The sequence below is a fragment of the Alsobacter sp. KACC 23698 genome (assembly GCF_045348435.1).
Taxonomy (GTDB): Bacteria; Pseudomonadota; Alphaproteobacteria; order Rhizobiales; family Beijerinckiaceae; genus Alsobacter.
In genome coordinates this window covers 5277300-5301473 of sequence record NZ_CP157484.1, presented here as the reverse complement: position 1 = coordinate 5301473, position 24174 = coordinate 5277300, and the positions used below count along the sequence as shown (strand labels likewise).

General features: G+C 72.6%; 21 protein-coding genes. 4 read left to right on the top strand and 17 right to left on the bottom strand.

The genetic code is table 11. The features are described 5' to 3' along the window. Positions 1-63: 63 nt before the first annotated feature. The 5 genes from pcaG to ABEG18_RS25380 are packed head-to-tail and all read right to left on the bottom strand — an operon-like array spanning position 64 to position 4261. Positions 64-657 carry a protocatechuate 3,4-dioxygenase subunit alpha gene (gene pcaG / locus ABEG18_RS25400; RefSeq protein WP_406855808.1) on the bottom strand — a complete coding sequence of 198 codons (594 nt, stop codon included), beginning with the start codon at positions 655-657 and terminating at the stop codon, positions 64-66. Further along, positions 650-1360: a protocatechuate 3,4-dioxygenase subunit beta gene (gene pcaH / locus ABEG18_RS25395; protein ID WP_406855807.1), complete on the bottom strand. Its 711-nt coding sequence runs from the start codon at positions 1358-1360 to the stop codon at positions 650-652. The genes pcaG and pcaH overlap by 8 nt, the downstream gene beginning before the upstream one ends. A gap of 59 nt (positions 1361-1419) precedes the next feature. Beyond that, positions 1420-2622 carry a 3-oxoadipyl-CoA thiolase gene (gene pcaF, locus ABEG18_RS25390; protein ID WP_406855806.1) on the bottom strand — a complete coding sequence of 401 codons (1203 nt, stop codon included), beginning with the start codon at positions 2620-2622 and terminating at the stop codon, positions 1420-1422. Next, positions 2619-3401 (bottom strand): CoA-transferase subunit beta, encoded by a 783-nt coding sequence (locus tag ABEG18_RS25385; RefSeq protein WP_406855805.1) that lies wholly within the window; start codon positions 3399-3401, stop codon positions 2619-2621. The genes pcaF and ABEG18_RS25385 overlap by 4 nt, the downstream gene beginning before the upstream one ends. Before the next feature lie 11 nt (positions 3402-3412). Further along, a complete protein-coding gene (locus tag ABEG18_RS25380) occupies positions 3413-4261 on the bottom strand; it encodes a CoA transferase subunit A (protein ID WP_406855804.1) in 849 nt (282 codons plus the stop codon). 140 nt (positions 4262-4401) lie between these two features. On the opposite strand from ABEG18_RS25380, the gene ABEG18_RS25375 reads away from it, so the two are divergent. Both ABEG18_RS25375 and ABEG18_RS25370 read left to right on the top strand, forming a co-directional pair. Continuing rightward, positions 4402-5187, top strand: coding sequence for an IclR family transcriptional regulator C-terminal domain-containing protein (locus ABEG18_RS25375; protein ID WP_406855803.1), 786 nt, complete (start codon positions 4402-4404; stop codon positions 5185-5187). Between the two features lie 86 nt (positions 5188-5273). Next, positions 5274-5570, top strand: coding sequence for a hypothetical protein (locus ABEG18_RS25370; protein WP_406855802.1), 297 nt, complete (start codon positions 5274-5276; stop codon positions 5568-5570). A 48-nt stretch (positions 5571-5618) separates the two neighbouring features. On the opposite strand, the gene ABEG18_RS25365 is transcribed toward ABEG18_RS25370, so the two are convergent. The 8 genes from ABEG18_RS25365 to hutI form a co-directional block, all read right to left on the bottom strand. Beyond that, positions 5619-6359 carry an ABC transporter ATP-binding protein gene (locus tag ABEG18_RS25365; RefSeq protein WP_406858710.1) on the bottom strand — a complete coding sequence of 247 codons (741 nt, stop codon included), beginning with the start codon at positions 6357-6359 and terminating at the stop codon, positions 5619-5621. Positions 6360-6406: 47 nt separating this feature from the next. Next, positions 6407-7183: an ABC transporter permease gene (locus ABEG18_RS25360; protein WP_406855801.1), complete on the bottom strand. Its 777-nt coding sequence runs from the start codon at positions 7181-7183 to the stop codon at positions 6407-6409. Positions 7184-7256: 73 nt separating this feature from the next. Beyond that, positions 7257-8237: an ABC transporter substrate-binding protein gene (locus ABEG18_RS25355; RefSeq protein WP_406855800.1), complete on the bottom strand. Its 981-nt coding sequence runs from the start codon at positions 8235-8237 to the stop codon at positions 7257-7259. Positions 8238-8371: 134 nt separating this feature from the next. Beyond that, entirely contained in the window at positions 8372-8764 is a 393-nt protein-coding gene (locus ABEG18_RS25350) for a response regulator (protein WP_406855799.1), read from the bottom strand. Positions 8765-8900: 136 nt separating this feature from the next. Then, complete coding sequence (gene hutU, locus ABEG18_RS25345; protein WP_406855798.1) at positions 8901-10568, bottom strand: urocanate hydratase; 1668 nt, start codon at positions 10566-10568, stop codon at positions 8901-8903. 64 nt (positions 10569-10632) lie between these two features. After that, positions 10633-11451: an N-formylglutamate deformylase gene (gene hutG, locus ABEG18_RS25340; protein ID WP_406855797.1), complete on the bottom strand. Its 819-nt coding sequence runs from the start codon at positions 11449-11451 to the stop codon at positions 10633-10635. After that, the gene (hutH, locus tag ABEG18_RS25335) at positions 11448-12995 is read right to left on the bottom strand and encodes a histidine ammonia-lyase (protein ID WP_406855796.1); all 1548 of its coding nucleotides are present in this window, start codon (positions 12993-12995) and stop codon (positions 11448-11450) included. The genes hutG and hutH overlap by 4 nt, the downstream gene beginning before the upstream one ends. Next, positions 12992-14245: an imidazolonepropionase gene (hutI, locus tag ABEG18_RS25330; protein ID WP_406855795.1), complete on the bottom strand. Its 1254-nt coding sequence runs from the start codon at positions 14243-14245 to the stop codon at positions 12992-12994. Before hutI ends, hutH begins: the two co-directional genes overlap by 4 nt. Positions 14246-14308: 63 nt before the next feature. Here hutI and ABEG18_RS25325 point away from each other — a divergent pair, with 63 nt between their 5' ends. Next, a complete protein-coding gene (locus ABEG18_RS25325; protein ID WP_406855794.1) occupies positions 14309-15670 on the top strand; it encodes a formimidoylglutamate deiminase in 1362 nt (453 codons plus the stop codon). Positions 15671-15694: 24 nt separating this feature from the next. Next, positions 15695-16438: a histidine utilization repressor gene (gene hutC, locus ABEG18_RS25320; RefSeq protein ID WP_406855793.1), complete on the top strand. Its 744-nt coding sequence runs from the start codon at positions 15695-15697 to the stop codon at positions 16436-16438. A 48-nt stretch (positions 16439-16486) separates the two neighbouring features. Here hutC and ABEG18_RS25315 read toward each other — a convergent pair whose 3' ends face one another. From ABEG18_RS25315 to ABEG18_RS25300, 4 genes are all read right to left on the bottom strand, one after another. Further along, complete coding sequence (locus ABEG18_RS25315) at positions 16487-19789, bottom strand: error-prone DNA polymerase (protein WP_406855792.1); 3303 nt, start codon at positions 19787-19789, stop codon at positions 16487-16489. Then, on the bottom strand, positions 19786-21258 hold the full coding sequence (locus ABEG18_RS25310; protein WP_406855791.1) for a Y-family DNA polymerase: 1473 nt from the start codon (positions 21256-21258) through the stop codon (positions 19786-19788). The genes ABEG18_RS25315 and ABEG18_RS25310 overlap by 4 nt, the downstream gene beginning before the upstream one ends. Before the next feature lie 31 nt (positions 21259-21289). Further along, a complete protein-coding gene (locus tag ABEG18_RS25305; protein WP_406855790.1) occupies positions 21290-22306 on the bottom strand; it encodes an ImuA family protein in 1017 nt (338 codons plus the stop codon). Positions 22307-22483: 177 nt separating this feature from the next. Beyond that, positions 22484-24166, bottom strand: a complete 1683-nt coding sequence (locus tag ABEG18_RS25300) for a methyl-accepting chemotaxis protein (protein WP_406855789.1) — start codon at positions 24164-24166, stop codon at positions 22484-22486. Between the last annotated feature and the right edge of the window lie 8 nt (positions 24167-24174).

Genomic DNA, 24174 nt, shown 5'->3' with positions numbered 1-24174 from the left:
GAGCCCGAAACGCCTCCGCAACGCTCCCCTCTCACCTCCGGGAGAGAGGGGGCGCATCGCCGCTCAGGCCTCGAAGAACACCGTCTCGCCTTCGCCCTGGAGCCGGATGTCGAAGCGGTAGGTGGGCTCGCGCTCCGCCGGCAGGCGGCGGGCGATCAGGGTCTGGCGGGCGTCGGCGTCGGGCACGAGGGCGAGGATCGGGTCCTGCGCGTTGGCGGGCTCGTCGTCGAAATAGATCCGGGTGTAGAGGTGGTGGAGCATGCCGCGCGCGAACACCGTGACGGCGATGTGGGGCGCCTGGGGCCTGCCCTCCGGGCCGGGGACGGAGCCCGGCTTCACGGTCGTGAAGGCGAACAGGCCGTCGGCCGTCGTGGGCGCGCGGCCGAAGCCCGCGAAGCCCGTGTTGCCCTTGGGCCGGCTGTCGGCCGGGTGAGCGTAGCGGCCCTCGGGATCGGCCTGCCAGATCTCGATCATGGCGTCGCCGACGCCCACGCCGTCGCCGTCCAGCACCCGCCCGACGATGCGGATGCGCTGGCCGCCGACCGCCGGGACCGTGAGGTCGGACGAGAAGATCTCGCGCGTCTTGTAGTCCTGCGGCGTCAGGCAATAGGCGAAGTAGGGACCCACCGTCTGCGATGGGGTGATGCCGTCAGTCATCGTGCGGCTCCTCCATGGGAGTGGCGTTGCGGCCTCGCACGACGATGTCGAACACGAAGCCCAGCGCCCATTCGGGGTGGGTGGTGTCGAGGTCGAAGCGCGAGATCATGCGATTGCGGGCCTTCTCGTCCGTCACCGAGTTGAAGATCGGGTCGAACGGGAACAGAGGGTCGCCCGGGAAATACATCTGGGTGACGAGCCGCGACAGGTAGGACGGCCCGAACAGCGAGAAGTGGATATGGGCCGGCCGCCAGGCGTTGTGGTGGTTGCGCCAGGGGTAGGCGCCCGGCTTGATGGTGACGAAGCGGTAGCGCCCTTCGGCGTCCGTCACGACCCGGCCCGCGCCCGAGAAATTGGGGTCGAGCGGCGCCGGATGCTGGTCGGCGACATGGACATAGCGCCCCGCCGCATTGGCCTGCCAGACCTCCAGCAGCGTATCGGGGACGGGCCTCCCGTCCTCGTCCAGCACGCGGCCGGACACGATGATGCGTTCGCCCAGCGGCTCGCCGGCGTGCTGGAGGGTGAGGTCGGCGTCCTCGGGACGCACGATCTCGTGGCCATAGACCGGCCCGGTGACCTCCGAGAGCGTGTGCGGCAGGATCACGAGCGGCCGCTTGGGGTGCCGCTTGGCGGTGCTGCGATAGCCCTCATAGGCGTTGGAGGGATGCGCCAGCGCGCTCTCCCGGGGATAGATCAGGCCCATGGCCGTCCTCCTGGCTGCTCGTTCGGCTTCGGTGGTCGCTCAGCCGGGGGACTTCGCGTTCAGATGCGCTCGACCGCGAGCGCCACGCCCTGGCCGACGCCGACGCACAGCGTCGCGAGGCCGAGCTTGCCGCCCGTCTTGTCGAGGTGGTGGGCCAGCGTCAGCGCCAGCCGGGCGCCCGACATGCCGAGCGGGTGGCCGAGCGCGATGGCGCCGCCATTGGGGTTCACGTGGTCGGCGTCGTCCGGCAGGCCGAGGCCGCGCAGGACCGCCAGCGACTGGCTGGCGAAGGCCTCGTTCAGCTCGATGGCGTCGAAATCCGACACCGAGAGGCCCAGCCGCTCGCACAGTTTCTTCACCGCCGGCACGGGTCCGATCCCCATGACGCGCGGCGCGACGCCGGCGGTCGCCATGCCGAGGATGCGGACGCGCGGATGCAGCCCGTGGCGGCGCACCGCCTCCGTGGAGGCGATCAGCATCGCGCAGGCGCCGTCGTTGACGCCGGAGGCGTTGCCGGCCGTCACGGTGCCGTCCGGACGCACGATCGGCTTCAGCTTGGCGAGCGCCTCGGCGGTGGCGTCGGCGCGCGGATGCTCGTCCGCATCCACGACGATCGGGCCGCCCTTGCCGCCGGGCGTCTCCACCGGGACGATCTCCTCGGCGAAGAAGGCCTTCGACCGCGCCGCCCGCTGCTGGCTGCGCAACGCGAAGGCGTCCTGGTCTTCGCGCGAGACCTGATGCTCCTGGGCGACGTTCTCACCCGTCTCGGGCATCGAATCCGTGCCGTACTTCGCCTTCATGGCCTTGTTGACGAAGCGCCAGCCGATGGTGGTGTCGTGGATCTCGGCCGTCCGGCTGAAGGCCTGCTCGGACTTGCCCATCACGAAGGGCGCGCGCGTCATGCTCTCGACGCCGCCCGCGATGGCGAAGTCCATCTCGCCGGCCCGAACGGCCCGCGCGGCGGAGCCCACCGCGTCGAGGCCGGAGGCGCACAGGCGGTTCAGCGTCACGCCCGGCACATCCTGCGGCAGGCCGGCCAGCAGCGCCGCCATGCGGGCGACGTTGCGGTTGTCCTCGCCGGCCTGGTTGGCGCAGCCGAAGAACACGTCGTCGACATGGCCCCAGTCCGCGCCCGCGTTGCGCTCCATCAGGGCGCGGATGGGCAGCGCGGCGAGGTCGTCGGCGCGCACCCTGGACAAACCGCCGGCGAACCGCCCGATGGGGGTGCGGACGGCGTCGCAGAGAAAGACGTCCCGGCTCATTTGGATCCTCCATGCGCCTTCTTGGTGCGGGCCTGGATGTCGCGCAACACCTCGAGCTCCTGGGCGGTCGGAGCCGGCGTCTGCGTCACGCCGTCGGCGAACCGCACGGGCCAGCCCGTGTTCTCCTGGATGCGCTCGCGGGTGACGCCCGGATGGATCGACGCCACGGTCATCTCCTTGGTCTCGGGATCCGGCTCGAACACGCACAGATCCGTCATCAGCCGGCTCGGACCCTTGGTCTTCACCCCCATGGCGCGGCGTTCGCGGCCGGTGCGGCCATGCCCCATGGAGGTGATGAATTCGAGTTCACCCACGAAGGAACGCGGCGATTGCGCCATGGTGATGAAGATCTCGCCGCAATTCGTCGCGATCTCGGGCGCGCCGCCGCCTCCGGGCAGGCGCACCTTGGGGGCGTCGTAGGGCCCCACCACGGTGGTGTTCAGGTTGGCGAAGCGGTCGATCTGGGCGCCGCCCAGAAAGCCGACCGTGATGCGCCCGCCCTGCAGCCAGTAGCGGAACATCTCCGGCACCGACACGGTGGTGAGCGCCGTGTCGCAGAGCTCGCCGTCGCCGATGGAGAGCGGCAGCACGTTGGGGCGCGTCGCCAGCGTGCCGCTCTCGTAGATCAGCGTGATCTGCGGCGCGTGCGTCAGCCGGGCGAGGTTGCAGGCCGCCGAGGGCGCGCCGATGCCGACGAAGCAGACGTCGTCGTTCTTGAGCGCGCGCGCGGCCGCGATGGTCATCATCTCGGTCGGGGTGAAGTCGGCCGTGGAGGTCATGGCTGCGCTCCTCACGCGGCTTTGCGGGCGTGGGCCGCGAAGGCCTCCGGCCCCTTGGCGAGCACGTTCTCCTTCATCCAGGCCAGGAACGCGTCGCGGTCGCGCGCGATCTTGTCCCAGGCGATGTAGAAGGCGTTGTCGCGCTTGTAGTAGCCCTGTGCGTAGGAGGGATGCGCGCCGCCCGGCACGACCGCGATGGCGGTCACGGTCCAGCTCGGCAGCACCACGGCGTTGCGGTTGTGGGCGCCGAGATCGTCCACGACCTCCTCGACGGTCACGATGGAGCGCTTCGAGGCCAGCACGGTCTCCTTCTGGACGCCCGTGATGCCTTCCAGCAGCACGTTGCCGTCGCGGTCGGCCCGCAGCGCGTGGATGACGCCCACGTCCGGCCGGATCGCCGGGACGGCGGCGAGCTCCTCGCCGGTGAACGGGCAGGTCACGCGCCTGATGTTGGGGTTCACGCTGGGCAGGTCGACGCCCAGATAGCCTCGGAACATCGCGAAGGGCAGGTTGGACGCGCCGGCCTCATAGGCGTTGGCCATGGCGGCGTGCGAATGCTCCTCGATGGCGAGCCTGTGCGGCCAGCCGTTCTCGACGGCGTCGCGCAGCCGGTGCAGCGAGCCCACGCCGGGGTTGCCGCCCCAGGAGAAGACGAGCTTCTCGGCGCAGCCCATGCCGATCATCTGGTCGTAGATCAGGTCCGGCGTCATGCGGTAGAGCGTCAGGCCCTTGCGGCCCTGGCGGATCGTCTCGTGACCCGCCGCGTGCGGGATGAGGTGGGTGAACCCCTCCATGGCGACCTTGTCGCCATCGCGAATGCAGTCGGCCACCGCATCCTGCAGCGTCATGAACCGCGCCATCCGGGACGTCTCCTCGACCTCAAACAGGCTTGACCTGTTCGCATTACGAACATAAATTCGTATTGCGAACAGTCTAGACCTCGCGCCAGCGGGGCGTCAAGGCGGGCCGGCCGGTTTCGGCCGCCTGCGGGAGGGTGGCCATGGACGCGCCGGCTGCGGGCATCGCCGAGGACGATCCTTCTTATGTGGGCGCCCTGGCGCGCGGAATCTCGGTGATCCGGGCCTTCGACGCCGGCCGCGAATCCATGACCCTGGCCGAGGTGGCGAAGGCCACTGCCCTCCCCCGCGCGACCGTGCGGCGCTCCCTCCTGACCCTCCAGGCTCTGGGCTATGTGGCCAGCGACGGCAAGCAGTTCCGGCTGACGCCGCGAATCCTGTCGCTCGGCTACGCCTATCTGGCCTCGACCCCGATGGCGCGGGTGCTGCAGCCCGCGCTCGAGACGGTGAGCGAACGCACGCGGGAGAGCTGCTCGGCCTCCACGCTGGACGGGCCGGAGATCGTCTATGTGGCCCGGGCCGCCACCAAGCGCATCATGTCGGTCGGCCTGGCGGTGGGGAGCCGGCTTCCGGCCTACTGCACGTCGATGGGCCGCGTCCTGCTCGCCGCCGAGACGCCGGCCCGCGCGCGGGAGATCCTGGCCTCGTCCGACCGCAAGGCCATGTCGCCCCGCACGGTGACGGACCTGGACGCCCTGATGCGCATCCTCGACGACGTCCGTCGCCAGGGCTACAGCCTCGTCGACGAGGAGTTGGAGGTCGGCCTGCGCTCGGTCGCCGTCCCGATCGTCAGCTCCGGCGGCCATGTGATGGCGGCGATGAACGTCAGCGCCCAGGCCGGCCGCGTCTCCTGCGACGAGTTGCTGCACAGCGTCCTGCCCGTGCTGCTGGAGCAGGCGGCGAGCGTGCGGTCGTCGCTGGTGGGGTGAAAGACTGCAGGGTTCGGCTTCGGCCGGGCGGGAACGATGGCGGCTCTGGGCGATTTCGGCAGGTCCCCCCTCGCTGGAGCCCCGACATGAAGCCAACCCTCTCCGCACTCGCTGCCGCCGCCGCCCTGACGCTCGCCGGATTCGGCATGGGCGCGCCCTCGGCGAACGCCGCGCCGGCCGCGCCGAACGCTGTGGCGCAGTCCGCGCCGGGCGGCATGCTGAGCGACGTCCGCTGGGTGTGCGGCGCCTACGGCCGCAATTGCGTGTGGCGCGGCCCCGGCAGGCCCGGTCCCCGCTTCGTCGGACCGGCCCCGTATCGTCGCTGCGTCACCCGCGTGACCCGCGGCCCGTACGGGGTTCGCCGGGTCCGCACCTGCGGCTGACCGACTGGCCGTCGCCGAAGGCCTCCGCCCGGCTTCGGCCGGACGTGATTAGCGCTCGGTCGCGGCCAGCACGGCCTCGGCGCGGATCTCCTCGGTGAGGCGCGCCTTGAGGGCGGAGAATTCCGGACTGGTCTTCACCGTGTAGTGTCGCGGATAGGGCAGGTCGACGCGGATGTCGGCCTTCACCCGGCCCGGGCGCGCGCTCATCACCAGCACGCGCGAGGCGATGAAGATCGCCTCCTCGATGTCGTGCGTGACGAACAGCACCGTCTTGCGCTCCCGCTCCCAGATGCCGAGCAGCAGCTCCTGCATCAGCGCGCGGGTCTGGTTGTCCAGCGCCCCGAAGGGTTCGTCCAGCAGCAGGATCTCCGGGTCGTTGGCGAGCGCGCGCGCGATGGCGGTGCGCTGCTGCATGCCGCCGGACAGCTGCTTCGGCCAGTGCCGCTCGAAGCCCCGCAAGCCCACCTTGTCGATATAGCTCTCGACCACGGCGCGGCGCTCCGCCTCCGGCACGCCGCGCTCCTTCAGCCCGAAGGCGATGTTCTCGGCCACGCTGAGCCACGGAAACAGCGTGTAGCTCTGGAACACCATGCCGCGGTCGGCGCCCGGGCCGGTCACGGCGCGGCCATCCAGCAGCACCCTCCCGGTCGTGGGCGCGTCGAGCCCCGCCACGATCCGCAGCAGCGTGGATTTTCCGCAGCCCGACGGGCCCAGGATGGTGATGAAATCGTTCGGGGCGACCGACAGGCTCGTCGGCTCGAGCGCCCGGGTGGGCGCGCCGCCATGCATGCCGGGAAACACCCGCGACACGTTCTCGATGGTGAGCGAGCCGCTTCTCACGCCAGCCGCCACGGAAACAGGTAACGGTTCGCGGCCTTGAACAGGAAATCCGACACGAGGCCGATGAGCCCGATCACGATGATGCCGAAGATGATCTGCCCGGTGGCCATCAACGACTGGCTCTCGATGATCATGTGGCCGATGCCCTCCGACGAGCCGATGAGTTCGGCCACGATCACATAGGTCCAGGCCCAGCCGAGCACGAGGCGCAGGATCTCGGCGATCTCCGGCGCGTTCGCCGGGATGAGCACGCGCCGGACCACGCCCTGGTCGCCCGCCCCCAGCGTGTAGGCGGCCTCGACGAGGTCGCGCCGGGTGCCGCCGACCGCCACCGCCACCATGAGGACGATCTGGAACACCGCCCCGATAAAGATGACGAGCAGCTTCTGGGTCTCGCCCAGCCCGGCCCACAGGATCAGCAGCGGAATGAAGGCGGACGCCGGCAGATAGCGGGCGAAGGACACGAAGGGCTCGAAGAAGGCCTCGACGGGCTTGTAGGCGCCCATCAGCACGCCGAGCGGCACGGCCACCAGCGCGGCGAGCACGAACCCGCCGACCACGCGCCAGACCGTCATGCCGATGTCGCGCAGGAAGCCGAACTGGGTGAGGAGCTCCCAGCCGTTGCGCAGCATGGTCAGCGGGTCGGCCAGGAAGATGCGCGACACGTAGCCGCCCAGCGTGGCGAACGCCCAGGCGGCCACGAAGAGCACGAAGAACGAGACGCCCAGCGTCACCCTCAGCGGGTTGGAGATGGGCGTGAGGGGGCGCGGCATGCGGCTCGGGTCCGTCGGCTGGCGGTCGGGGCCGTCGGGCCCGGGTCGGCTGCTCCCCGGGCCCGAACGGGCGTCACTGGATGAAGCGCGTTTCCGCCAGCGCGTTCAGGTCCGGGATCTGCTTGATCACGCCGGCTTCCAGGAGCAGGTCGGCCGCCTCCTTGGTGAAGGTCTTGTAGTCGCCTTCGAAGAACGCCTTGTTGGCGGCCTTGTCCTGCCAGCGGAGATATTTCGACGAGGCGGCGAAGTCGTCCCCGCTCTGCTTGACGTCCGCGCCCATGATCTCGTTGGACTTCTTGGGGTCCTTGGCGATCATGTCGAGCGCCTCGAAGTAGCTGTCGGCCAGCGCCTTCACGGCCTTCTCGTTCTCGGCGATGAACTTGGGCGAGCAGCCGAAGGTGTCCATCACGACCGGATAGTCCAGCGTCGTCGCGATGATCTTGCCGGCCTCCGGCTTGGCCCGGACGCTCGACAGATAGGGCTCGTACGTCATGGCGGCGTCGTTCTGGCCGGCGATGAAGGCCTGCGCGGCGGGGCCGGGCTCCATGTTGACGACGGTGACGTCCTTCGGGCTGAGGCCGTTCTTCTTCAGCATCCAGGCCATGACGAAATAGGGCGAGGTGCCCGGGCCCGAGGACGCGATGGACTTGCCCTTGAGATCCTTGATCGACGCCGTTCCGGCGCGCACCACCATGCCGTCCGCCCCGTAGGACTTGTCGAGCTGGAAGATCTGCTTGATCGGCACGCCGGCCGCGTTCCACACCACATAGGTCTCGACCGTGGTGGCGGCGCACTGGATGTCGCCCGAGGCCACGGCGAGGTGGCGGCTCGCCTGCGGGATCTTCTTGATGGTGACGTCGAGGCCGTTCTTCTTGAAGATGCCGGCCTCCTTGGCGAGGGTCAGCGGCGCGAACCCGGTCCAGCCCGAAATGCCGATGGCGACCTTGGTCTCCTGCGCGCTCGCCGGAGCGGCCGCCCCGATCGCCGCGGCCAGCGCCGCGCCCGCCAGCCAGCCCGCCTTGATGCGGCGCCCTTCGATGAAGCTTGCGTCCATGCCTGTCTCCCTCCGCGTCCCAGCGCCTTTGCGGCGTCGGGGATCCGAGGGCATTCAAGCGCGACGCCGCGTATTTGTCTATACAATGATGCCCGCCGATGCTGCGCCGCAGCAGGGCCGGCGCGGCCTCGCGGTCAGGCGGCCCGACGGCTCACCAGGGCGTCGATCTTCGCCGCCAGCGTGGCGGCGTTGAAGGGCTTGACGGCCATGTCCTCGAGGGCGGGACCGTTGCGGGGCCCGCGCTCCGGCCGGTCCGCCTGGGTGGTGATCAGCAGCACCGGGATAGTGGCCAGGTCGGCGCGGGTCTGCATCGCGCGCTGCAGGTCGCCGCCGGTGTAGGGCGGCATGAACCAGTCGCAGATCACCAGGCCGTAGCGGCGCTGCGCGAGGCGATCCAGGCCCAGCTGGGGCGACAGCGCCACGTCGACGTCCAAGATGCCGATCTGGTGCAGCAGCTCCTTGACGATCCGGGTCATCACGGGGCTGTCGTCAATCACGAGGACGGGCTGGGTGCGGTCGAACGGCATCGAAACCTCTGCGGGGCGCCAGCGGGCTGGGCGTTTCTCCGCAATGTTCTACCGGAGGTTGTGTAGCCGAGTTCTTACCGCTTGCGCTGGATTCCTCCACTTCGCCGAAAATGTAATCTTCCCGCCGGCGGGCCGATCAGCCGAGAATTCCGGGCAGGTTCAGCTGGTGCTCCCGCGCGCAGGCGAGCGCGTCCTCGTAGCCGGCGTCGGCGTGGCGCATGACGCCCGTGGCGGGGTCGTTCCACAGCACGCGCTCCAGCCTCCGGGCGGCCTCCGGCGTTCCGTCGGCCACGATCACCATGCCGGAATGCTGCGAGAAGCCCATGCCGACGCCGCCGCCGTGATGCAGCGACACCCAGGTCGCCCCGGAGGCGCAGTTCAGCAGCGCGTTCAGCAGCGGCCAGTCGGACACCGCGTCCGAGCCGTCCCTCATGGCCTCGGTCTCCCGGTTCGGGGACGCCACGGAGCCCGAATCCAGGTGGTCGCGGCCGATCACGACGGGCGCCTTCAGCTCGCCCGAGGCGACCATCTGGTTGAAGGCCAGCCCGAGGCGATGGCGGTCGCCCAGTCCGACCCAGCAGATGCGCGCCGGCAGACCCTGGAAGCTGATGCGCTCGCGGGCCATGTCGAGCCAGTGATGCAGGTGGGCGTTGTCGGGCAGCAGCTCCTTCACCTTGGCGTCGGTGCGGTAGATGTCCTCGGGGTCGCCCGACAGCGCCGCCCAGCGGAAGGGCCCCACCCCCCGGCAGAACAGCGGCCGGATATAGGCCGGCACGAAGCCGGGGAAGTCGAAGGCGTTCTCAACGCCCTCCTCGCGCGCCATCTGGCGGATGTTGTTGCCATAGTCGAGCGTCGGAACGCCCCGGCGGTGAAACTCCAGCATGGCCCGGACATGCTCGGCCATGGAGCGCCGGGCCGCGCCGGCGACGCCCTTCGGGTCCGTCTCGCGGCGGCTCTCCCATTCGGAGACGCTCCAGCCCTTCGGCAGATAGCCGTTCACCGGGTCGTGCGCGGAGGTCTGGTCGGTGACGACGTCCGGCCGCACCCCGCGCCGCACCAGCTCGGGGAAGACGTCGGCCGCGTTGCCGAGCACGCCGACTGAGACGGGCTTACGGTCCCGGCCCGCCTGCTCGATGATGGCGAGCGCCTCGTCGAGATCCTTGGCCTGGCGGTCGAGATAGCGGGTCTTCAGCCGCATCTCGATGCGCGACGCCTGGCATTCGACCGCCAGGCAGGACGCCCCCGCCATCGTGGCGGCCAGAGGCTGCGCGCCGCCCATGCCGCCGAGCCCAGCGGTGAGGATCCACTTGCCGGCCAGCGAGCCGCCATAATGGCGGCGGCCCACCTCCACGAAGGTCTCGTAGGTGCCCTGCACGATCCCCTGCGTGCCGATATAGATCCAGGAGCCGGCCGTCATCTGGCCGTACATCATGAGCCCCTTGCGATCGAGCTCGTTGAAGTGGTCCCAGGTGGCCCAGTGCGGCACGAGGTTGGAGTTGGCGATCAGGACCCGCGGCGCGTCCGGATGCGTCCTGAACACGCCTACGGGCTTGCCCGACTGCACCAGCAGCGTCTGGTCCGCCTCCAGGTCGCGCAGCGCCGCCGCGATGCGGTCGAAGCTCTCCCAGTCGCGCGCCGCCCGGCCGATGCCGCCATAGACGACGAGTTCGCCGGGGCGCTCGGCGACGTCCGCGTCGAGATTGTTCATCAGCATGCGCAGCGGCGCTTCCGTGAGCCAGCTCTTGGCGGAGATCTCGGAGCCCCGGGGGGCGCGGATTCGGCGGGCGTTATCGAGGCGGGTCATGGGCGGCTCCTCGTGGACCGCGGACCTGGGGTCCGCATGGACGGGCGGCGGGGACGGGAAACGGCTAGGGCGAGCGCGCGAAGGCCAGGCAGGCCTGAAGGGCGGCGCGCAGCCGGGCCGTGATCGGCGCCGCATGGACGGGGTCGAACGCGGTCGGCCACTCGCCCTCGCGCACGGGGCCCGGCGTCTCGCGCATGTAGCCCCGGCAGGCGAGCTCCATCTGGATCGCGTGGACGCCCGCCTCGGGCGCGCCGAAGAAGCGCGTGATCCAGCCGCCCTTGAACCGCCCGTTCGTGACCCGCGTGAAACCCGGCCCGTCGCAGGCGGCCTCGACGGCCGCGGTCAGCGCCGGGTCGCAGCTCGCGCCCGCATTCGTGCCGATGTTGAAATTCGGCAGCTCGCCGTCGAACAGGCGCGGGATGACCGAGCGGATCGAGTGGCAGTCGTAGAGCACGACCTTGGGATGGCGCTCCCGCAGCCGCTTCAGCTCCGCCCCGAGGGCGGCGTGGTAGGGCTCGAAATAGAGCGTCCTGCGCTGCGCCACGGAGGCGGCGTCCGGCTCCGCGCCGGGATCGTACAGCGGCTCGCCGTCGAAGCTCGTGGCCGGGCACAGGTCCGTGGTGGCCTGCCCGGGATAGAGCGACGCGCCCGAGGGGTCGCGGTTGACGTCGATCACCGTGCGGGAGATCGCGGTGCGCACCAGCGTCGCCCCAAGCTCGCGCGCGAAGCCGTAGAGCCGGTCGATATGCCAGTCCGCGTCCTTGCGGGCGAGCCATGGAGAGACGAGCGCCCGGTCGAACGGCGCCGGGATCTCCACGCCGGTGTGCGGAAAGCTCAGGACCAGCGGAGCGTCGCCCCGCTCGACGGTCAGCCAGTCGTTCACGCGGCGTCTCCTTCCAGGCTGGGCAGTAAAGCGGGCCCGACCGCCTCGGCCAGCGCGCCGGCGCGCACGAGATCGGCGGCGGCGGCGATGTCGGGGGCGAAATAGCGATCCTCGCCCAGCGCCGGAACCCGGGCCCGCAGCGCCGCGATCGCCCGCTCCAGCGCGGGACTGGTCCGGAGCGGCGCGTGGAAGCCGCAGCCCTGCGCGGCCGCCAGAAGCTCGATCGCCACCACCTGGACGGCGTTCTCGGCCATCGGCCCCAGCCGCCGCGCGCCATGCGCCGCCATGGAGACGTGGTCCTCCTGGTTGGCCGAGGTGGGGATGGAGTCGACGCTGGCCGGATAGGCCCGCTGCTTGTTCTCCGACACCAGCGCGGCGGCCGTGACCTGCGGGATCATGAAGCCCGAATTCAGCCCCGGATGGGCGGTGAGGAAGGCGGGCAGGCGCGACAGGCCGGGGTCGACCAGCATGGCGACCCGGCGCTCCGCCAGCGAGCCGATCTCGCAGATCGCCAGCGCGATCTGGTCCGCCGCGAAGGCCACCGGCTCGGCGTGGAAATTGCCGCCCGAGACGATCTCGCCGGTGTCGGCGAAGACGAGCGGGTTGTCGGAGACCCCGTTCGCCTCGATCTCGAGCGTCGCGGCGGCCTGGCGCAGCAGGTCGAGGCAGGCGCCCATCACCTGCGGCTGGCAGCGCAGGCAATAGGGATCCTGCACGCGGTCGTCGCCGACGAGATGCGACGCCCGGATCTGCGAACCGGACATCAGGGCGCGCAGCGCGGCGGCGGCCTCGATCTGCCCGCGATGGCGCCGCAGCGCGTGGATCCGCGGGTCGAAAGGGCCGTCGGACCCCTTGGCGGCGTCCGTCGACAGGGCGCCGGCGACGAGCGCCGCCCGGAAGGCGGTCTCCGCCTCGAACAGCCCGGCGAGCGCCAGCGCGGTCGAGACCTGGGTGCCGTTGAGCAACGCCAGCCCTTCCTTGGGGCCCAGCTCCACCGGCCGCAGGCCGGCGGCGGCCAGCGCCCGGGCGGCCGGCATGCGCTCGCCCTTGGCGACCACCTCGCCCTCGCCGATCAGGCCCAGCGTCATGTGGGCCAGGGGAGCGAGGTCGCCCGAGGCCCCGACGGAGCCCTGCGCCGGGATCACCGGCAGGATGTCGGCGTCGAGCAGCGCCAGCAGGGCGTCCAGCGTGGCGGGCCTGACGCCGGACGCGCCTTGCGCGAGGCTCGCCGCCTTCAGGGCGATCACGAGGCGCACGACGGGGCGCGCCAGCGGCTCGCCGACGCCCGCCGCATGCGACAGGACGATGTTGCGCTGGAGCTGCGCCAGATCCGCATCGGCGATACGCACGGAGGCCAGTTTGCCGAAGCCGGTGTTGACGCCGTAGACGGGCTCGCCCTTGGCGACGACGGCGGCCACCACGGCCGCGCCGGCCTCGACCTGGAGGCGCGAGCCGTCGGCGAGCGCGATCCTCGATCCCGTATAGACGAGCCGCCAGGCGGCGAGCGGGACATCGCCGGGGCGGAGCCTGACAGGTTCGCTCATGCGGTCCTCCCGTCCTGGGCGCGGTCCATGCGGCCTCGCCAGACCCTGCCGTGCAGCGGGTTGAAGCCCATGCGGTAGACGAGTTCGGCCGGGCGCTCGACGTCCCAGATCGCGAGGTCGCAGGACTTGCCGGCCTCCAGCGATCCGACATCGTCGAGCCGGCCCAGCGCCCGCGCGGCCTCGCGGGTCACCCCCGCCAGGCACTCCTCGACGGTCATCCGGAACAACGTGGCCGCCATGTTCATCGTCAGCAGCAGGGAGGTGAGCGGCGACGTGCCGGGATTGCAGTCGGTGGCCAGCGCCATCGCGACGCCGTGGCGGCGGAAGAGCTCGACCGGCGGAAGCTTGGTCTCGCGAATGAAGTAGAAGGCGCCGGGCAGCAGCATCGCCACGGTCCCGGCGCGCGCCATCGCGGCGGCGGCGTCCTCGTCCGTGTGCTCCAGGTGGTCGGCCGAGAGCGCGCCATGCTCGGCCGCCAGCCGGGCGCCGTGCAGGTTGGAGAGCTGGTCGGCGTGCAGCTTCACCGGCAGGCCGGCGGCGCGCGCCGCCTCGAAGACGCGCGCGGTCTGCGCGGTCGAGAACGCGATGCCCTCGCAGAAGGCGTCCACCGCGTCGGCGAGGCCCAATCGGGCCACCGCCGGGATCATGTCGCGCGCGACGAGGGCGATGAAGGCGTCCTTGTCGCCCTGCGCCTCGGGCGGCAAGGCGTGCGCGCCCAGGAAGGTGGTCGTCACCGAGACGGGCCGCTCGGAGCCCAGGCGGCGCGCGGCGCGCAGCTGCTTCAGCTCCGTCGCGAGGTCGAGGCCGTAGCCGGACTTGACCTCCACGGTGGTGACGCCCTCGGCCAACAGCGCGTCGAGCCGCGGCAGGGCCGCCTCCACCAGGGCGTCCTCGGTGGCGGCCCGGGTCGCCTTCACGGTCGAGACGATGCCGCCGCCGGCGCGGGCGACCTCCTCGTAGGTCGCCCCGGCGAGGCGCAGCTCGAATTCGTGGGCGCGGTCGCCGCCATAGACCAGATGCGTGTGGGCGTCGATGAGGCCGGGCGTGATCCAGCGGCCCGCGCAGGCCACCCGCTCGGCCGCGCTCCACCCGGCCGGCAGCCCGTCCTCGGGGCCCGCATAGGCGATCCGCCCGTCCCGGGCCGCGACGGCCCCGCGGTCGACGGCGCCCAGGCCCGGCGCGCCGGGCGCCATCGTGGCCAATCTCGCGTCGGTCCACACCGTGTCGAAATGCGTGTCAGGATGCGCCATGGGGGTTGCGCCCGTCCGGGTTTGGCGATTTAATTGTCTATACATAAACAGAACGGATCGCGCATGGGAAGGCTCATTTTCGACCACGCGCTCCTGCCCGCCGGCTGGGCCCGCGACGTCGCCGTGACGGTGCGGGACGGCGTCATCGTCGACCTGGCGCCCGGCGCGGCGGCCGAGGCCGGGGACGAGCGCGTCCGCGGCGTCGCGCTCCCCGGCATGCCGAACCTGCACAGCCACGCCTTCCAGCGCGCCATGGCGGGGCTGGCGGAGACGCGCGGCCCGGCGGGCGACAGCTTCTGGACCTGGCGCCAGGTGATGTACCGCTTCCTCGGCGCGCTCACGCCCGACGATGTCGAGGCCATCGCGTCCTTCGCCTATATGGAGATGCTGGAAGGCGGCTTCACGACCGTGGGCGAGTTCCACTACCTTCACCACGATCCGGAGGGCCGGCCCTATGCGGACCTGGCCGAGATGTGCGGGCGGATCGCCGCCGCCGCGGAGCGGACCGGCGTCGGCCTGACGCTGCTGCCCAGCCTGTACGCCCAGGGCGGTCTCGGCGGACAGCCGCCTGTCGATGGGCAGCGCCGGTTCCTGAACGATCCGGAGCGCTTCCTGCGGCTGCTGGAGGGGGCCCGCCGGGCCGTCGCCGGCCTGCCCGCCGCCGCGGTCGGGATCGCGCCCCATTCGCTGCGGGCCGTCACGCCCGACCAGCTGCGTGCCGCGCTCCAGGCCTGCCCGGACGGCCCGGTGCACATGCACGCGGCCGAGCAGGTGAAGGAGGTGGAGGATTGCGTCGCCTGGTCCGGCCGCCGCCCCGTCGAGTGGCTGCTGGAGAACGCCGGCCTCGGCCCGCGCTGGTGCCTCATCCACACGACCCACATGACGCCGCAGGAGACGCTCGCCCTGGCGCGCTCGGGGGCCGTCTCCGGCCTCTGCCCGCTCACCGAGGGCAGCCTGGGCGACGGCGTCTTCGACGGGGCGCGCTTCCTCGGCGCGGGCGGCGCGTTCGGGATCGGCACGGACAGCAACATCGAGATCACCGCGCCCGGCGAGCTGAAGCAGCTCGAATACACGCAGCGCCTCGCCAGCCTCGGGCGCAACGTCATGACGCTGCGCCAGGGCGAGCACACCGGCCGTCGCCTCTACGACGCCGCGCTCGCCGGCGGCGCGCGGGCGCTGGGGCGGCCGATCGGCGCGCTGGAGCCCGGCCGCCGCGCCGACCTCGTCGTGCTGGACGCCGCCCATCCCGACCTCGCGGCCGTCTCGGGCGACCGCTGGCTCGACGCCTATGTGTTCACGGCCGGCCGCGGCGCCGTGGACCGCGTCTATGTCTCGGGCGCGCTCGTGGTCGAAGCCGGCCGGCATCGCGCCCGCGAGGCGATCGCGGCCCGCTATGTCGACGTCCTCAGGCGGATCGGCGCATGAGGGCGCGCCGGCGGGAGGCCGCGCATGCCTGAGCACCTGAAGCGCTCGGCCGCGGACCTGCATCTGCCCCGCTATGCGGAGATCCGCCGGGCGCTCGAGGAGGCCATCATGTCGGGCGCATGGCGGCCCGGGCGCCGGGTGCCGTCCGAGCACGCCCTCATGGAGCAGTTCGGCTGCTCGCGCATGACGGTCAACAAGGCGCTGTCGGCGCTGGCGGAGGCGGGCCTGATCCTCCGCAAGCGGCGGTCCGGCAGCTTCGTCGCCTCCCCGGCCTCCGAGCAGACCGTGCTGGAGATCCACGACATCCCCAAGGAGATCGCGGCCAGCGGGCGCGAGCATCGCTTCGAGATCCTGTCGCGCCATCGCCGCAAAGCCGGGCCGGACGACGCCGAGCGCCTCGGGGTGAAGCCGGGCGCGCCCGTCCTGGCCATGGCGGTCCGCCATTTCGCCGCCGGCAAGCCCTTCGCGATGGAGGACCGGCTGATCAATCTCGGGCGCGTGCCGGAGGCCGAGGCCGAGCCCTTCGACACGCTGCCGCCCGGCAGCTGGCTCCTCGCCCGGATCCCCTGGAGCGAGGCCGAGCACCAGATCCGCGCCGCCAATCTGGACGCCGAGACGGCGTCGCGCCTCGACCTCGCGCCCGGGGCCGCCGGCCTGGTGGTGGACCGCCGCACCTGGCAGGGCGGCGAGACCATCACCTGCGTGACCCTCGTCTATCCGGGCGACCGGCACCGCCTGACGGCGCGGTTCGGCCCGCCCCGAGCATGACCGGACCGCCGGCCCCCGGGCCCGCGGCGCTCCGGGCGGACGAGGCCGTCAATGGAAGTCGCGCGACGGCGGCAGCAGGCGCACGTTGCGCGGATGGCGGACGGCGTGGCCGCCGGAGGTCCGCGTCTCGGGGACCGGGCGGCGCACCTCGTCGGCGTTGGCGAGCGGCGTCGGCATGACGTCGTGCGACAGCCGGCCGAGTTCGCCCGAGCGGTCCACGAGGCGTTCGGCGACGACATGCACGATGCCCTCGGGGCTGCGCTGGATGCGGCCGTCGACCAGCACGAGCCGGGCGCCCATGACCTCCTTGCGGTAGCGCTCCATCAGGCTCGGCCAGACCACGCAATTGGCGATGCCGGTCTCGTCCTCGACGGTCATGAACACCACGCCCTGGGCGCTTCCCGGGCGCTGGCGCACCAGCACGACGCCGGCCACCTTCACCCGCCAGCCATGGCGCATGCCGGCCACGGTGCGGCAGTCGCTCACGCCCTCGCGGGCGAAGAGCCCGCGCAGGAAGCCCAGCGGGTGGCCCTTCAGAGACATCCGGATGGTCTGGTAGTCGGCCACCACGTGCTCGGGCGCCGGCATCGGCGGCAGCGTGGTCATCGGCTCCGGGGCGAGCTCCTCCGCCCCGGCCGCCTCGAACAGCGGCAGCGCCACGTCGTCCGGCAGGCGGCGGACCGCCCAGGCCCCGTCGCGGCGGTCGAGCCCGAGCGAGCGCAGCGCGTCGGCCTCCGCCAGGCGCACCAGCGCCGCCTTGGGCAGGCCGCCGCGCCGCTGCAGGCTCTCCGCCGTGGGATAGAACCCGCCCCGGCGCGCCACGAGGCGCTGGGCCCACTCCTCCCGGAACCCGTCGATCTGCCTGAAGCCGAGGCGCAGCGCCAGCGCCCCGTCCGGCCGCTGCTCCAGCGTGTTGTCCCAGAAGCTGGCGTTCACGTCCGGCGGGCGCGCCTCCACCCCGTGCTCCACCGCGTCCCGGACGATCTGCGCCGGGGCGTAGAAGCCCATCGGCTGGCTGTTGAGCAGCGCGCACGCGAAGGCGGCCGGGTGGTGGCGCTTCATCCAGGACGAGGCGTAGACCAGCAGCGCGAAGGAGGCGGCGTGGCTTTCCGGAAAGCCGTACTCGCCGAAGCCCTCGATCTGCTTGAAGCAGCGGGCCGCGAATTCCGGGTCGTAGCCGCGCCGGGTCATGCCCTCCACCATCTTCTGCTGGAACAGGTGGATGGTGCCCACCCGCCGGAAGGTCGCCATGGCGCGGCGCAGGTGGTTGGCCTCATCGGGCGTGAACTTCGCCGCCTCGATGGCGATCCGCATCGCCTGTTCCTGGAACAGCGGCACGCCCAGCGTCTTGCCCAGCACGCGTTCGAGCTCGTCCGGGGGGCCGTGCTCCGGCGCGGGCCGGGGATAGACGACGCGCTCCCGGTTCTGCCGGCGCTTCAGATAGGGGTGGACCATGTCGCCCTGGATGGGCCCCGGCCGCACGATCGCGACCTCAATCACGAGGTCGTAGAAGCAGGAGGGCTTCAGGCGCGGCAGCATGTTCATCTGCGCCCGGCTCTCCACCTGGAAGACGCCGAGGGAATCCGCCCGCTGCAGCATGCGGTACACCGCCGGGTCCTCGCGCGGGATGGTGGCGAGCTCCAGGTCCGGCCCGCCATGCTGGCGGATGAGGTCCAGCCCCTTGCGCAGGCAGGTCAGCATGCCGAGCGCCAGCACGTCGATCTTCATGATCCCGAGGGCGTCGATGTCGTCCTTGTCCCATTCGATGAAGGTGCGGTCATCCATGGCGGCGTTGCCGATCGGGACCGTCTCGTCGAGCCGCCCGCGGGTCAGCACGAAGCCGCCGACATGCTGCGACAGGTGCCGCGGAAAGCCGAGGAGCTGCAGGGCGACGTCCACCGCCAGGCGGATCGACGGGTTGGCGGGGTCGAGCCCGGCCTGGCGCACCTGGGTCTCGTCGATGCCCTTGCCCCAGCTCCCCCAGACCGTGTTGGCGAGCGCGGCGGTGACGTCCTCGGTCAGCCCCAGCGCCTTGCCGACGTCCCGGATGGCGCTGCGCGGCCGGTAGCTGATCACCGTGGCGGCGAGGCCGGCGCGCTCGCGCCCATAGCGCTCATAGATCCACTGGATCACCTCCTCGCGCCGCTCATGCTCGAAGTCCACGTCGATGTCGGGCGGCTCGCTGCGCTCGGCCGACACGAAGCGCTCGAACAGGAGGTCGATCTCGGTGGGGTCCACGGCCGTGATCCCCAGGCAGTAGCACACGGCCGAATTGGCCGCCGAGCCGCGGCCCTGGCACAGGATCCCGCGGCGGCGCGCCTCCGCGACGATGTCGTTCACGGTGAGGAAGTAGCGGGCGTAGTCGAGCTGGGCGATGAGCCGCAGCTCCTTCTCGATCGCCTGCGCGATCCGCTCGGGGACCCCCTGGGGCCAGCGCCGCGCCGCGCCGCGGCGGGCGAGATCGGCCAGATGCTCCTGGGCGGTGCGGCCGGCCGGGATGGGATCGTCCGGATATTCGTAGCGCAGCTCGTCCAGGCTGAACCGGCAGGCGTCCAGGAAGCGCATCGTCTCGGCCACGGCCTGCGGGGCCGGGCGGAACAGGCGGGCCATCTCGCCGGGGGACTTGAGGCGCCGCTCCGCATGCGCCTCCAGCCGCCGCCCGGCCTCTTCGATGGTGCAGTGCTCCCGGATGCAGGTCATCACGTCCTGCAGGGGGCGCCGTTCGGCGCGGTGATAGAGCACGTCGTTGACGGCCAGCAGGGGCGTCCGGGCCGCGGCGGCGATCTCCTCCAGGCGGGCCAGGCGGCGCCGGTCGGCGCCGGCGTGCGGCAGGGCCGCGCCCAGCCAGACGCGGCCGGGCGAGGCGTCGCCGAGCCGGCCCAACGCCGCCGGGATCCGGGCGGCGTCGGCGCCGGCGAGCCGCGTCGGCGGCATCAGGACGAGGTTGAGGCCCTCGGCGTCGGCCGCCAGGTCGTCCAGCGTCAGCGCGCAATCCCCCTTGGGGGCGCGGCGCTTGCCCAGCGTGATCAGCCGCGAGAGCCGCCCATAGGCGGCGCGGTCGGCCGGATAGGCGAGCACGTCCGGCGCGCCGTCGGCGAAGACCAGCCGCGCCCCCACGGCGAGCCGCATCCCGGCCTCGGCCGCCCCGGTCTCCTTCAGGGCGACATGCGCGCGCACGACCCCGGCCAGGGAGTTGCGGTCCGCCACCCCGATGCCGGCCAGGCCCAGGCGCCACGCCTCCGCGACCAGCTCCTCCGGGTGCGACGCGCCGCGCAGGAACGAGAAATTGGTCGTCACCGCAAGCTCGGCGTAGGGCGGGCCCTCGCCGCGGCGGGGCGCTGGCGGGATCATGCGAAAAGCCCGTGCAGGAACCAGGACGGGGAGGCGGTCTCGTAGCCCCACAGCCCCTCGCGGAAGAGCCAGAAGCGGCGGCCGGCCTCGTCCTCGACGCGGAAATAGTCGCGCGTGAGCGCGTCGGGGCTGGCCCGCCACCATTCGGGAGCGATGCGCTCGGGCCCCTCGGCCTTGCGCACCAGATGCAGCGCGCGCCGCCAGCGGAACCGGATGGGCGGCCCGTCCGGGATCTCGGCCAGGGCCTCGATGCGCTCCGGCGGATCGAGCAGGCGCAGGGGCCGCGGCGGCGGCTCCTCGGGGACGCGGTGGAACGCCCACTCGGCCGCCGCATCCCCCGTCTTGGCCGCGCCCGCCCCGCCGACGCGCTGCGCCGGCGCGGCGAAAGCGGCGCGCTCGGGAATGTGGGTGTCCTGCGCGACGAGGCGCTGCACGCGCCGGGGCCCGAAGCGGGCCGCCAGCCTGTCGGCGAGCTCGGCCAGGGCCTCGCTTTCCTCGGCCTGGCGGTCGAGGCCCGTCTGGGCGGCGTCCTGCCGCTCCGTCGCGAGCGCGGCGAGCCGCATCACGTCGAAGCCGAAGCCGGGGTCGACCGGATCGGCCAGGGCGTCGAGCTTCTCGCGATAGAGCCGCGCCATGGCGGCGGGATCGCGCACCGGCCGCCCGGTGGCGACCGCGATGCGCCGGACCGCCCCGTCGGCGCGAAAGAAGGTCAGCTCCAGCCGCCGCGCGCCCTCGCCGCGGCGCTCCAGCACGCCCGCCAGTTCGCCCGCCATCGCCAGGATGGAGCGGCGCACGTCCTCCTCGTGCCCGATCGGCTCGGCGAAGCGGCGCTCCGCCGTGCAGGCCGGCAGGGGCCGGCGCGGCGAGACCGGCTCGCCGGCGAGGCCGCGGACCCGGTCGAGGCGGTCCAGCAGGCTGGCCCCAAACCGGGCCGCCAGGGGGCCGCGCGGCCGCTCGGCCAGATCCTCGATCCGCTTCAGGCCGAGCCGGGCCAAAGCCGTGACCGTCTCGGGCGGCGCGACGGCCTCCAGCGGCAGCCGGGCGACCGCCCGGGCCTCGCCCCCGGCCGGGACCACGCGGGCGCCTGCGCCGCCGAAGCGCGCCAGCGCGCGGGCGGTCGACAGGGTTCCGGCGATGGCCCCGCGGGCCTCCACGCCGCCGCGGCGCAGGCGCGCCACGAGGTCGTCCAGCATCGCGGCCTCGCCCCCGAACAGATGCGCCGAGCCGGTGACGTCGAGGGCCAGCCCGTCCGGGCCGTCCAGCCCCACGAAGGGGGTGTAGCGCTCGGCCCAGTCCGCCAGGACCTCCAGCAGGGCGGCGTCGGCGGCGGCGTCGGCCTCCACGGCCAGGAGGGCCGGGTGGATGGCGCGGGCCGTCGCCAGCGTCATGCCGACGCAGACCCCGGCCTGCAGGGCGGCGTCGTCCGCCGCCGCGATCACGAGCGCGTTGCGCGCCTTGTCGACCACCACGACGGGCGCATCGCCCGCGCCGGCATGAGCCTCACCCGGCCTTGCGGCGTCCGGGACGGGCGGCCGGGGAGGTTCGGATCTCCTTCGGCGCAGCGTCTCCCGCCTCCACCGGTCGACCGGGAGCCGCGGCAGGTGCAGCGCCAGCAGGCGCGAGCCTTCCGGCCTGCGCGAAGGCTCCGGGCCTGGAGCTCCAGTCCGGGGCGGCCCGGCCGGGGCCGTCTCGCCGAGCGTCGTGGAACGCGTGTTCATCGGGGTTCCACTCCATGATCCAGCGGTCGCCTTCCCGGCCCGCCTGGGCGTCGTCGGGATCGGGCTCGCATGCGTCGGGACGGCCGGCCGGAGACGCGGGCGCCGACAGCGCGTCCGCGCCCGATTGGCGGCTGCGCGCCAGGGTGACGGCGAAGGCGGGGCGGCCCACCCCGCGCGCCGGCGTCGGCAGGCTCGGGGCGGGTCCCACCATCCAGCGGGTCGCGGCGCCGCCCGGGCCTTCCCGCGCGCCGGGGCGCAGCAGCACCGCCGTGACCCCCGACGCCTCCGCCGCCAGAGCAAGGCGCCGCGTCGCCGTGAGGTCCAGCGTCCGGGGATCGCCCCAGGGCTCGACCAGCACCGCCCCGACGGCCGGGCAGCGCAGGCCCTCCTCGGCCGCCCGCAGCGCGTCGGCGGCGTCGGCGGCCGTCACCAGGATCAGGCGCGAGGGATCGAGCCCGTAGGCGGCGAGGCCCGGCCCATAGGGCGAGCCGGCCTCCAGGGTCGAGAAATCCTGCCGCACCCACAGCCAGTGCGCGGCGCGCTCCCCCGCGCCGGTGAGGCGCGCCGCGATCCCGAGCGCGAACCCGCAGGCCGGCAGCGGGGCGGCCGGCTCGGTCGAGCGCACCTCGTGCAGCGCCCCCCGGCGCAGGCCGCCGCCCAGCGCCCGGTCCGCCCCGGCGTGGCCGAGGGTGGCGAAGGCGGCCGCCGGCCGCAGCGCGCGCGCCTGTCCGTCCGCCCCGATGGCGGCGATGCGCTCGCGCAGCGCGGAGACGACGAAAGGCGACGCGGATGCGGGCATGGCTCCACGGGGTTTGGTCAGCGGTGAAATGTGTTCTGTCTTTGTTCTCTATGGATTCCAGCGATCGACGAAGGAGTCAATGAGAGTCTTTCGCCAGGATGCGGGACCGCCTCGGGAACCGGCGCGCCCGCCCAGGCTCCGCTTCGCCAAGCCGCTGAATCGGCCCGGAAATCCCCGCTACGCGGCTTCCAGCATCTGGAAGAACCGCTCCACCTCTTCGCGCATGGCGACGGCCTGGCGGTCGATCTCGCGCACGATGGACAGGAAGGTGCCGGCGCTCTGGGCGCTTTCGAACGAGGACGCGTCCACGTCCTCGGCGAGCTTGGCCATGGCCTGCGCGCCGTCCGCGGTCGACCGGATCGTGGCCGCGATGCTGGCCGTCGAGGCGCGCTGCTGGTCGGCCGTCACCGCGATGGCGGCCGAGATCTCGTCCACTTCGGCGATCTTGGTCTGGATCGCCCGCAGGGCGGCGGCCGATCCGGCTCCGGCCCGCTGCATCGAATCGATCTGCTCGGCGATCTCCGCCGTGGCGCGGGCGGTCTGCGAGGCGAGCGACTTCACCTCCGCGGCCACCACGGCGAAGCCGCGGCCGGCCTCGCCGGCGCGGGCCGCCTCGATGGTGGCGTTGAGGGCCAGCAGGTTGGTCTGCCCGGCGATCTCGCCGATGACCTGCACGACGCCGCCCACCCGGTTCGAGATGGCGGCGAGATCGTCGACCGAGAAGCCGGTCTGGCGCGCGGTCTCGACCGTCTGGCGCACGATCGCGGCCGATTCCACGATGCGCCGTTCGATGTCCTCCACCGAGCGCGAGAGCTGCTCGGCCGACGCCGCCGCCTGCGACACCTCCGCGGCGGCCTTGCGGGAGGATTCGGTCAGGAACTCGCTGCCGATGCGCGAGCGGCCGGACGAGGCCGTCATGGCCCCGGCCGCGTCGGCCAGCTGGGTGATCAGGCCGCCGATCTCGTTGATCCAGGCCCGGAGCCGCTGGTCGAAGCTCATGGCCCGGCCCTTGACCTCGGCCTGGCGCCGCAGCACGGCCTCGCGGTCGTCGCGGCTCTTGAGCTCGGTCACCAGGTCGTTGTTGCGCTTCACGGCGTCTCGCAGCACGGCGAGAGCGCGGTTCATGTCGCCGATCTCGTCGAAGCGGTCCTGCGGCGGCAGCGCGATGGTGGTGTCGCCTTCCGCCAGCCGCGTCATCGAGCGGGTGAGCTCCTCGATCGGCCGGGCGATCACCACCAGGCTGAGGAAGGAGGCGAGGCCCACCGCGACGGCCACGCAGGTGAGCGCGATCATGGACACCAGCGCCTGCATGGCGCTGACCTCCTGGGCCGCCGCCCGGCTCTGGTCGAGCATCCTGGCCTGGGCGCGGGTCTTGAGCAGCTGCAGATCGTCCGTCAGCCGCAGCCGCACGGCCCTCGCCTCGCCGGCGTTGCCGAGCGCCCTGGCCCCGGCGGGGTCGCCGGCCGACGCCATCGCGGCGAGCCTCTTGCGGAACGCCACGAAGCGGGCGACGCCTTCGCGGATGGTCGCAGGCCCGATGTCGGCGCCGGCGACGTCGTCGGCCCAGCCCAGATCCATGGCGTCGATCTCGGCCAGCACGGCCTCCAGGCGCCGCACGGCGGGCTCGGCCACTGCGCCGGTCGCCGCGAGATAGACGCCGCGCGACTCCATCACGGCTTCCTTCACCAGCCCGTCCAGGCGCTCGGCCATCAGGGCCTCGCGGGCGGCGCGGTCGACCCCGGGTAGCTTCTGGCCCACCTGCCGGGCCGCCAGCGTCGCGTGCAGCGCGATGGTCAGCGCCACCGCCGCGAGCAGCGACAACGCCAGGAAGAGCTTCGACTTGACCGAAAAGCGGTACATGGGTCCGG

What these genes read in the sequence shown, in the direction of transcription:
- hutI (WP_406855795.1), bottom strand. Translation starts at nt 14,245, where the DNA reads ATGGCGCATCCTGACACGCATTTCGACACGGTGTGGACCGACGCGAGA.
- ABEG18_RS25370 (WP_406855802.1), top strand. Translation starts at nt 5,274, where the DNA reads ATGAAGCCAACCCTCTCCGCACTCGCTGCCGCCGCCGCCCTGACGCTC.
- ABEG18_RS25355 (WP_406855800.1), bottom strand. Translation starts at nt 8,237, where the DNA reads ATGGACGCAAGCTTCATCGAAGGGCGCCGCATCAAGGCGGGCTGGCTG.
- ABEG18_RS25305 (WP_406855790.1), bottom strand. Translation starts at nt 22,306, where the DNA reads ATGCCCGCATCCGCGTCGCCTTTCGTCGTCTCCGCGCTGCGCGAGCGC.
- pcaG (WP_406855808.1), bottom strand. Translation starts at nt 657, where the DNA reads ATGACTGACGGCATCACCCCATCGCAGACGGTGGGTCCCTACTTCGCC.
- ABEG18_RS25385 (WP_406855805.1), bottom strand. Translation starts at nt 3,401, where the DNA reads ATGACCTCCACGGCCGACTTCACCCCGACCGAGATGATGACCATCGCG.
- pcaH (WP_406855807.1), bottom strand. Translation starts at nt 1,360, where the DNA reads ATGGGCCTGATCTATCCCCGGGAGAGCGCGCTGGCGCATCCCTCCAAC.
- ABEG18_RS25350 (WP_406855799.1), bottom strand. Translation starts at nt 8,764, where the DNA reads ATGCCGTTCGACCGCACCCAGCCCGTCCTCGTGATTGACGACAGCCCC.
- ABEG18_RS25360 (WP_406855801.1), bottom strand. Translation starts at nt 7,183, where the DNA reads ATGCCGCGCCCCCTCACGCCCATCTCCAACCCGCTGAGGGTGACGCTG.
- ABEG18_RS25365 (WP_406858710.1), bottom strand. Translation starts at nt 6,359, where the DNA reads ATGCATGGCGGCGCGCCCACCCGGGCGCTCGAGCCGACGAGCCTGTCG.
- ABEG18_RS25325 (WP_406855794.1), top strand. Translation starts at nt 14,309, where the DNA reads ATGGGAAGGCTCATTTTCGACCACGCGCTCCTGCCCGCCGGCTGGGCC.
- hutH (WP_406855796.1), bottom strand. Translation starts at nt 12,995, where the DNA reads ATGAGCGAACCTGTCAGGCTCCGCCCCGGCGATGTCCCGCTCGCCGCC.
- ABEG18_RS25380 (WP_406855804.1), bottom strand. Translation starts at nt 4,261, where the DNA reads ATGGCGCGGTTCATGACGCTGCAGGATGCGGTGGCCGACTGCATTCGC.
- ABEG18_RS25315 (WP_406855792.1), bottom strand. Translation starts at nt 19,789, where the DNA reads ATGATCCCGCCAGCGCCCCGCCGCGGCGAGGGCCCGCCCTACGCCGAG.
- ABEG18_RS25300 (WP_406855789.1), bottom strand. Translation starts at nt 24,166, where the DNA reads ATGTACCGCTTTTCGGTCAAGTCGAAGCTCTTCCTGGCGTTGTCGCTG.
- pcaF (WP_406855806.1), bottom strand. Translation starts at nt 2,622, where the DNA reads ATGAGCCGGGACGTCTTTCTCTGCGACGCCGTCCGCACCCCCATCGGG.
- ABEG18_RS25375 (WP_406855803.1), top strand. Translation starts at nt 4,402, where the DNA reads ATGGACGCGCCGGCTGCGGGCATCGCCGAGGACGATCCTTCTTATGTG.
- hutU (WP_406855798.1), bottom strand. Translation starts at nt 10,568, where the DNA reads ATGACCCGCCTCGATAACGCCCGCCGAATCCGCGCCCCCCGGGGCTCC.
- hutC (WP_406855793.1), top strand. Translation starts at nt 15,695, where the DNA reads ATGCCTGAGCACCTGAAGCGCTCGGCCGCGGACCTGCATCTGCCCCGC.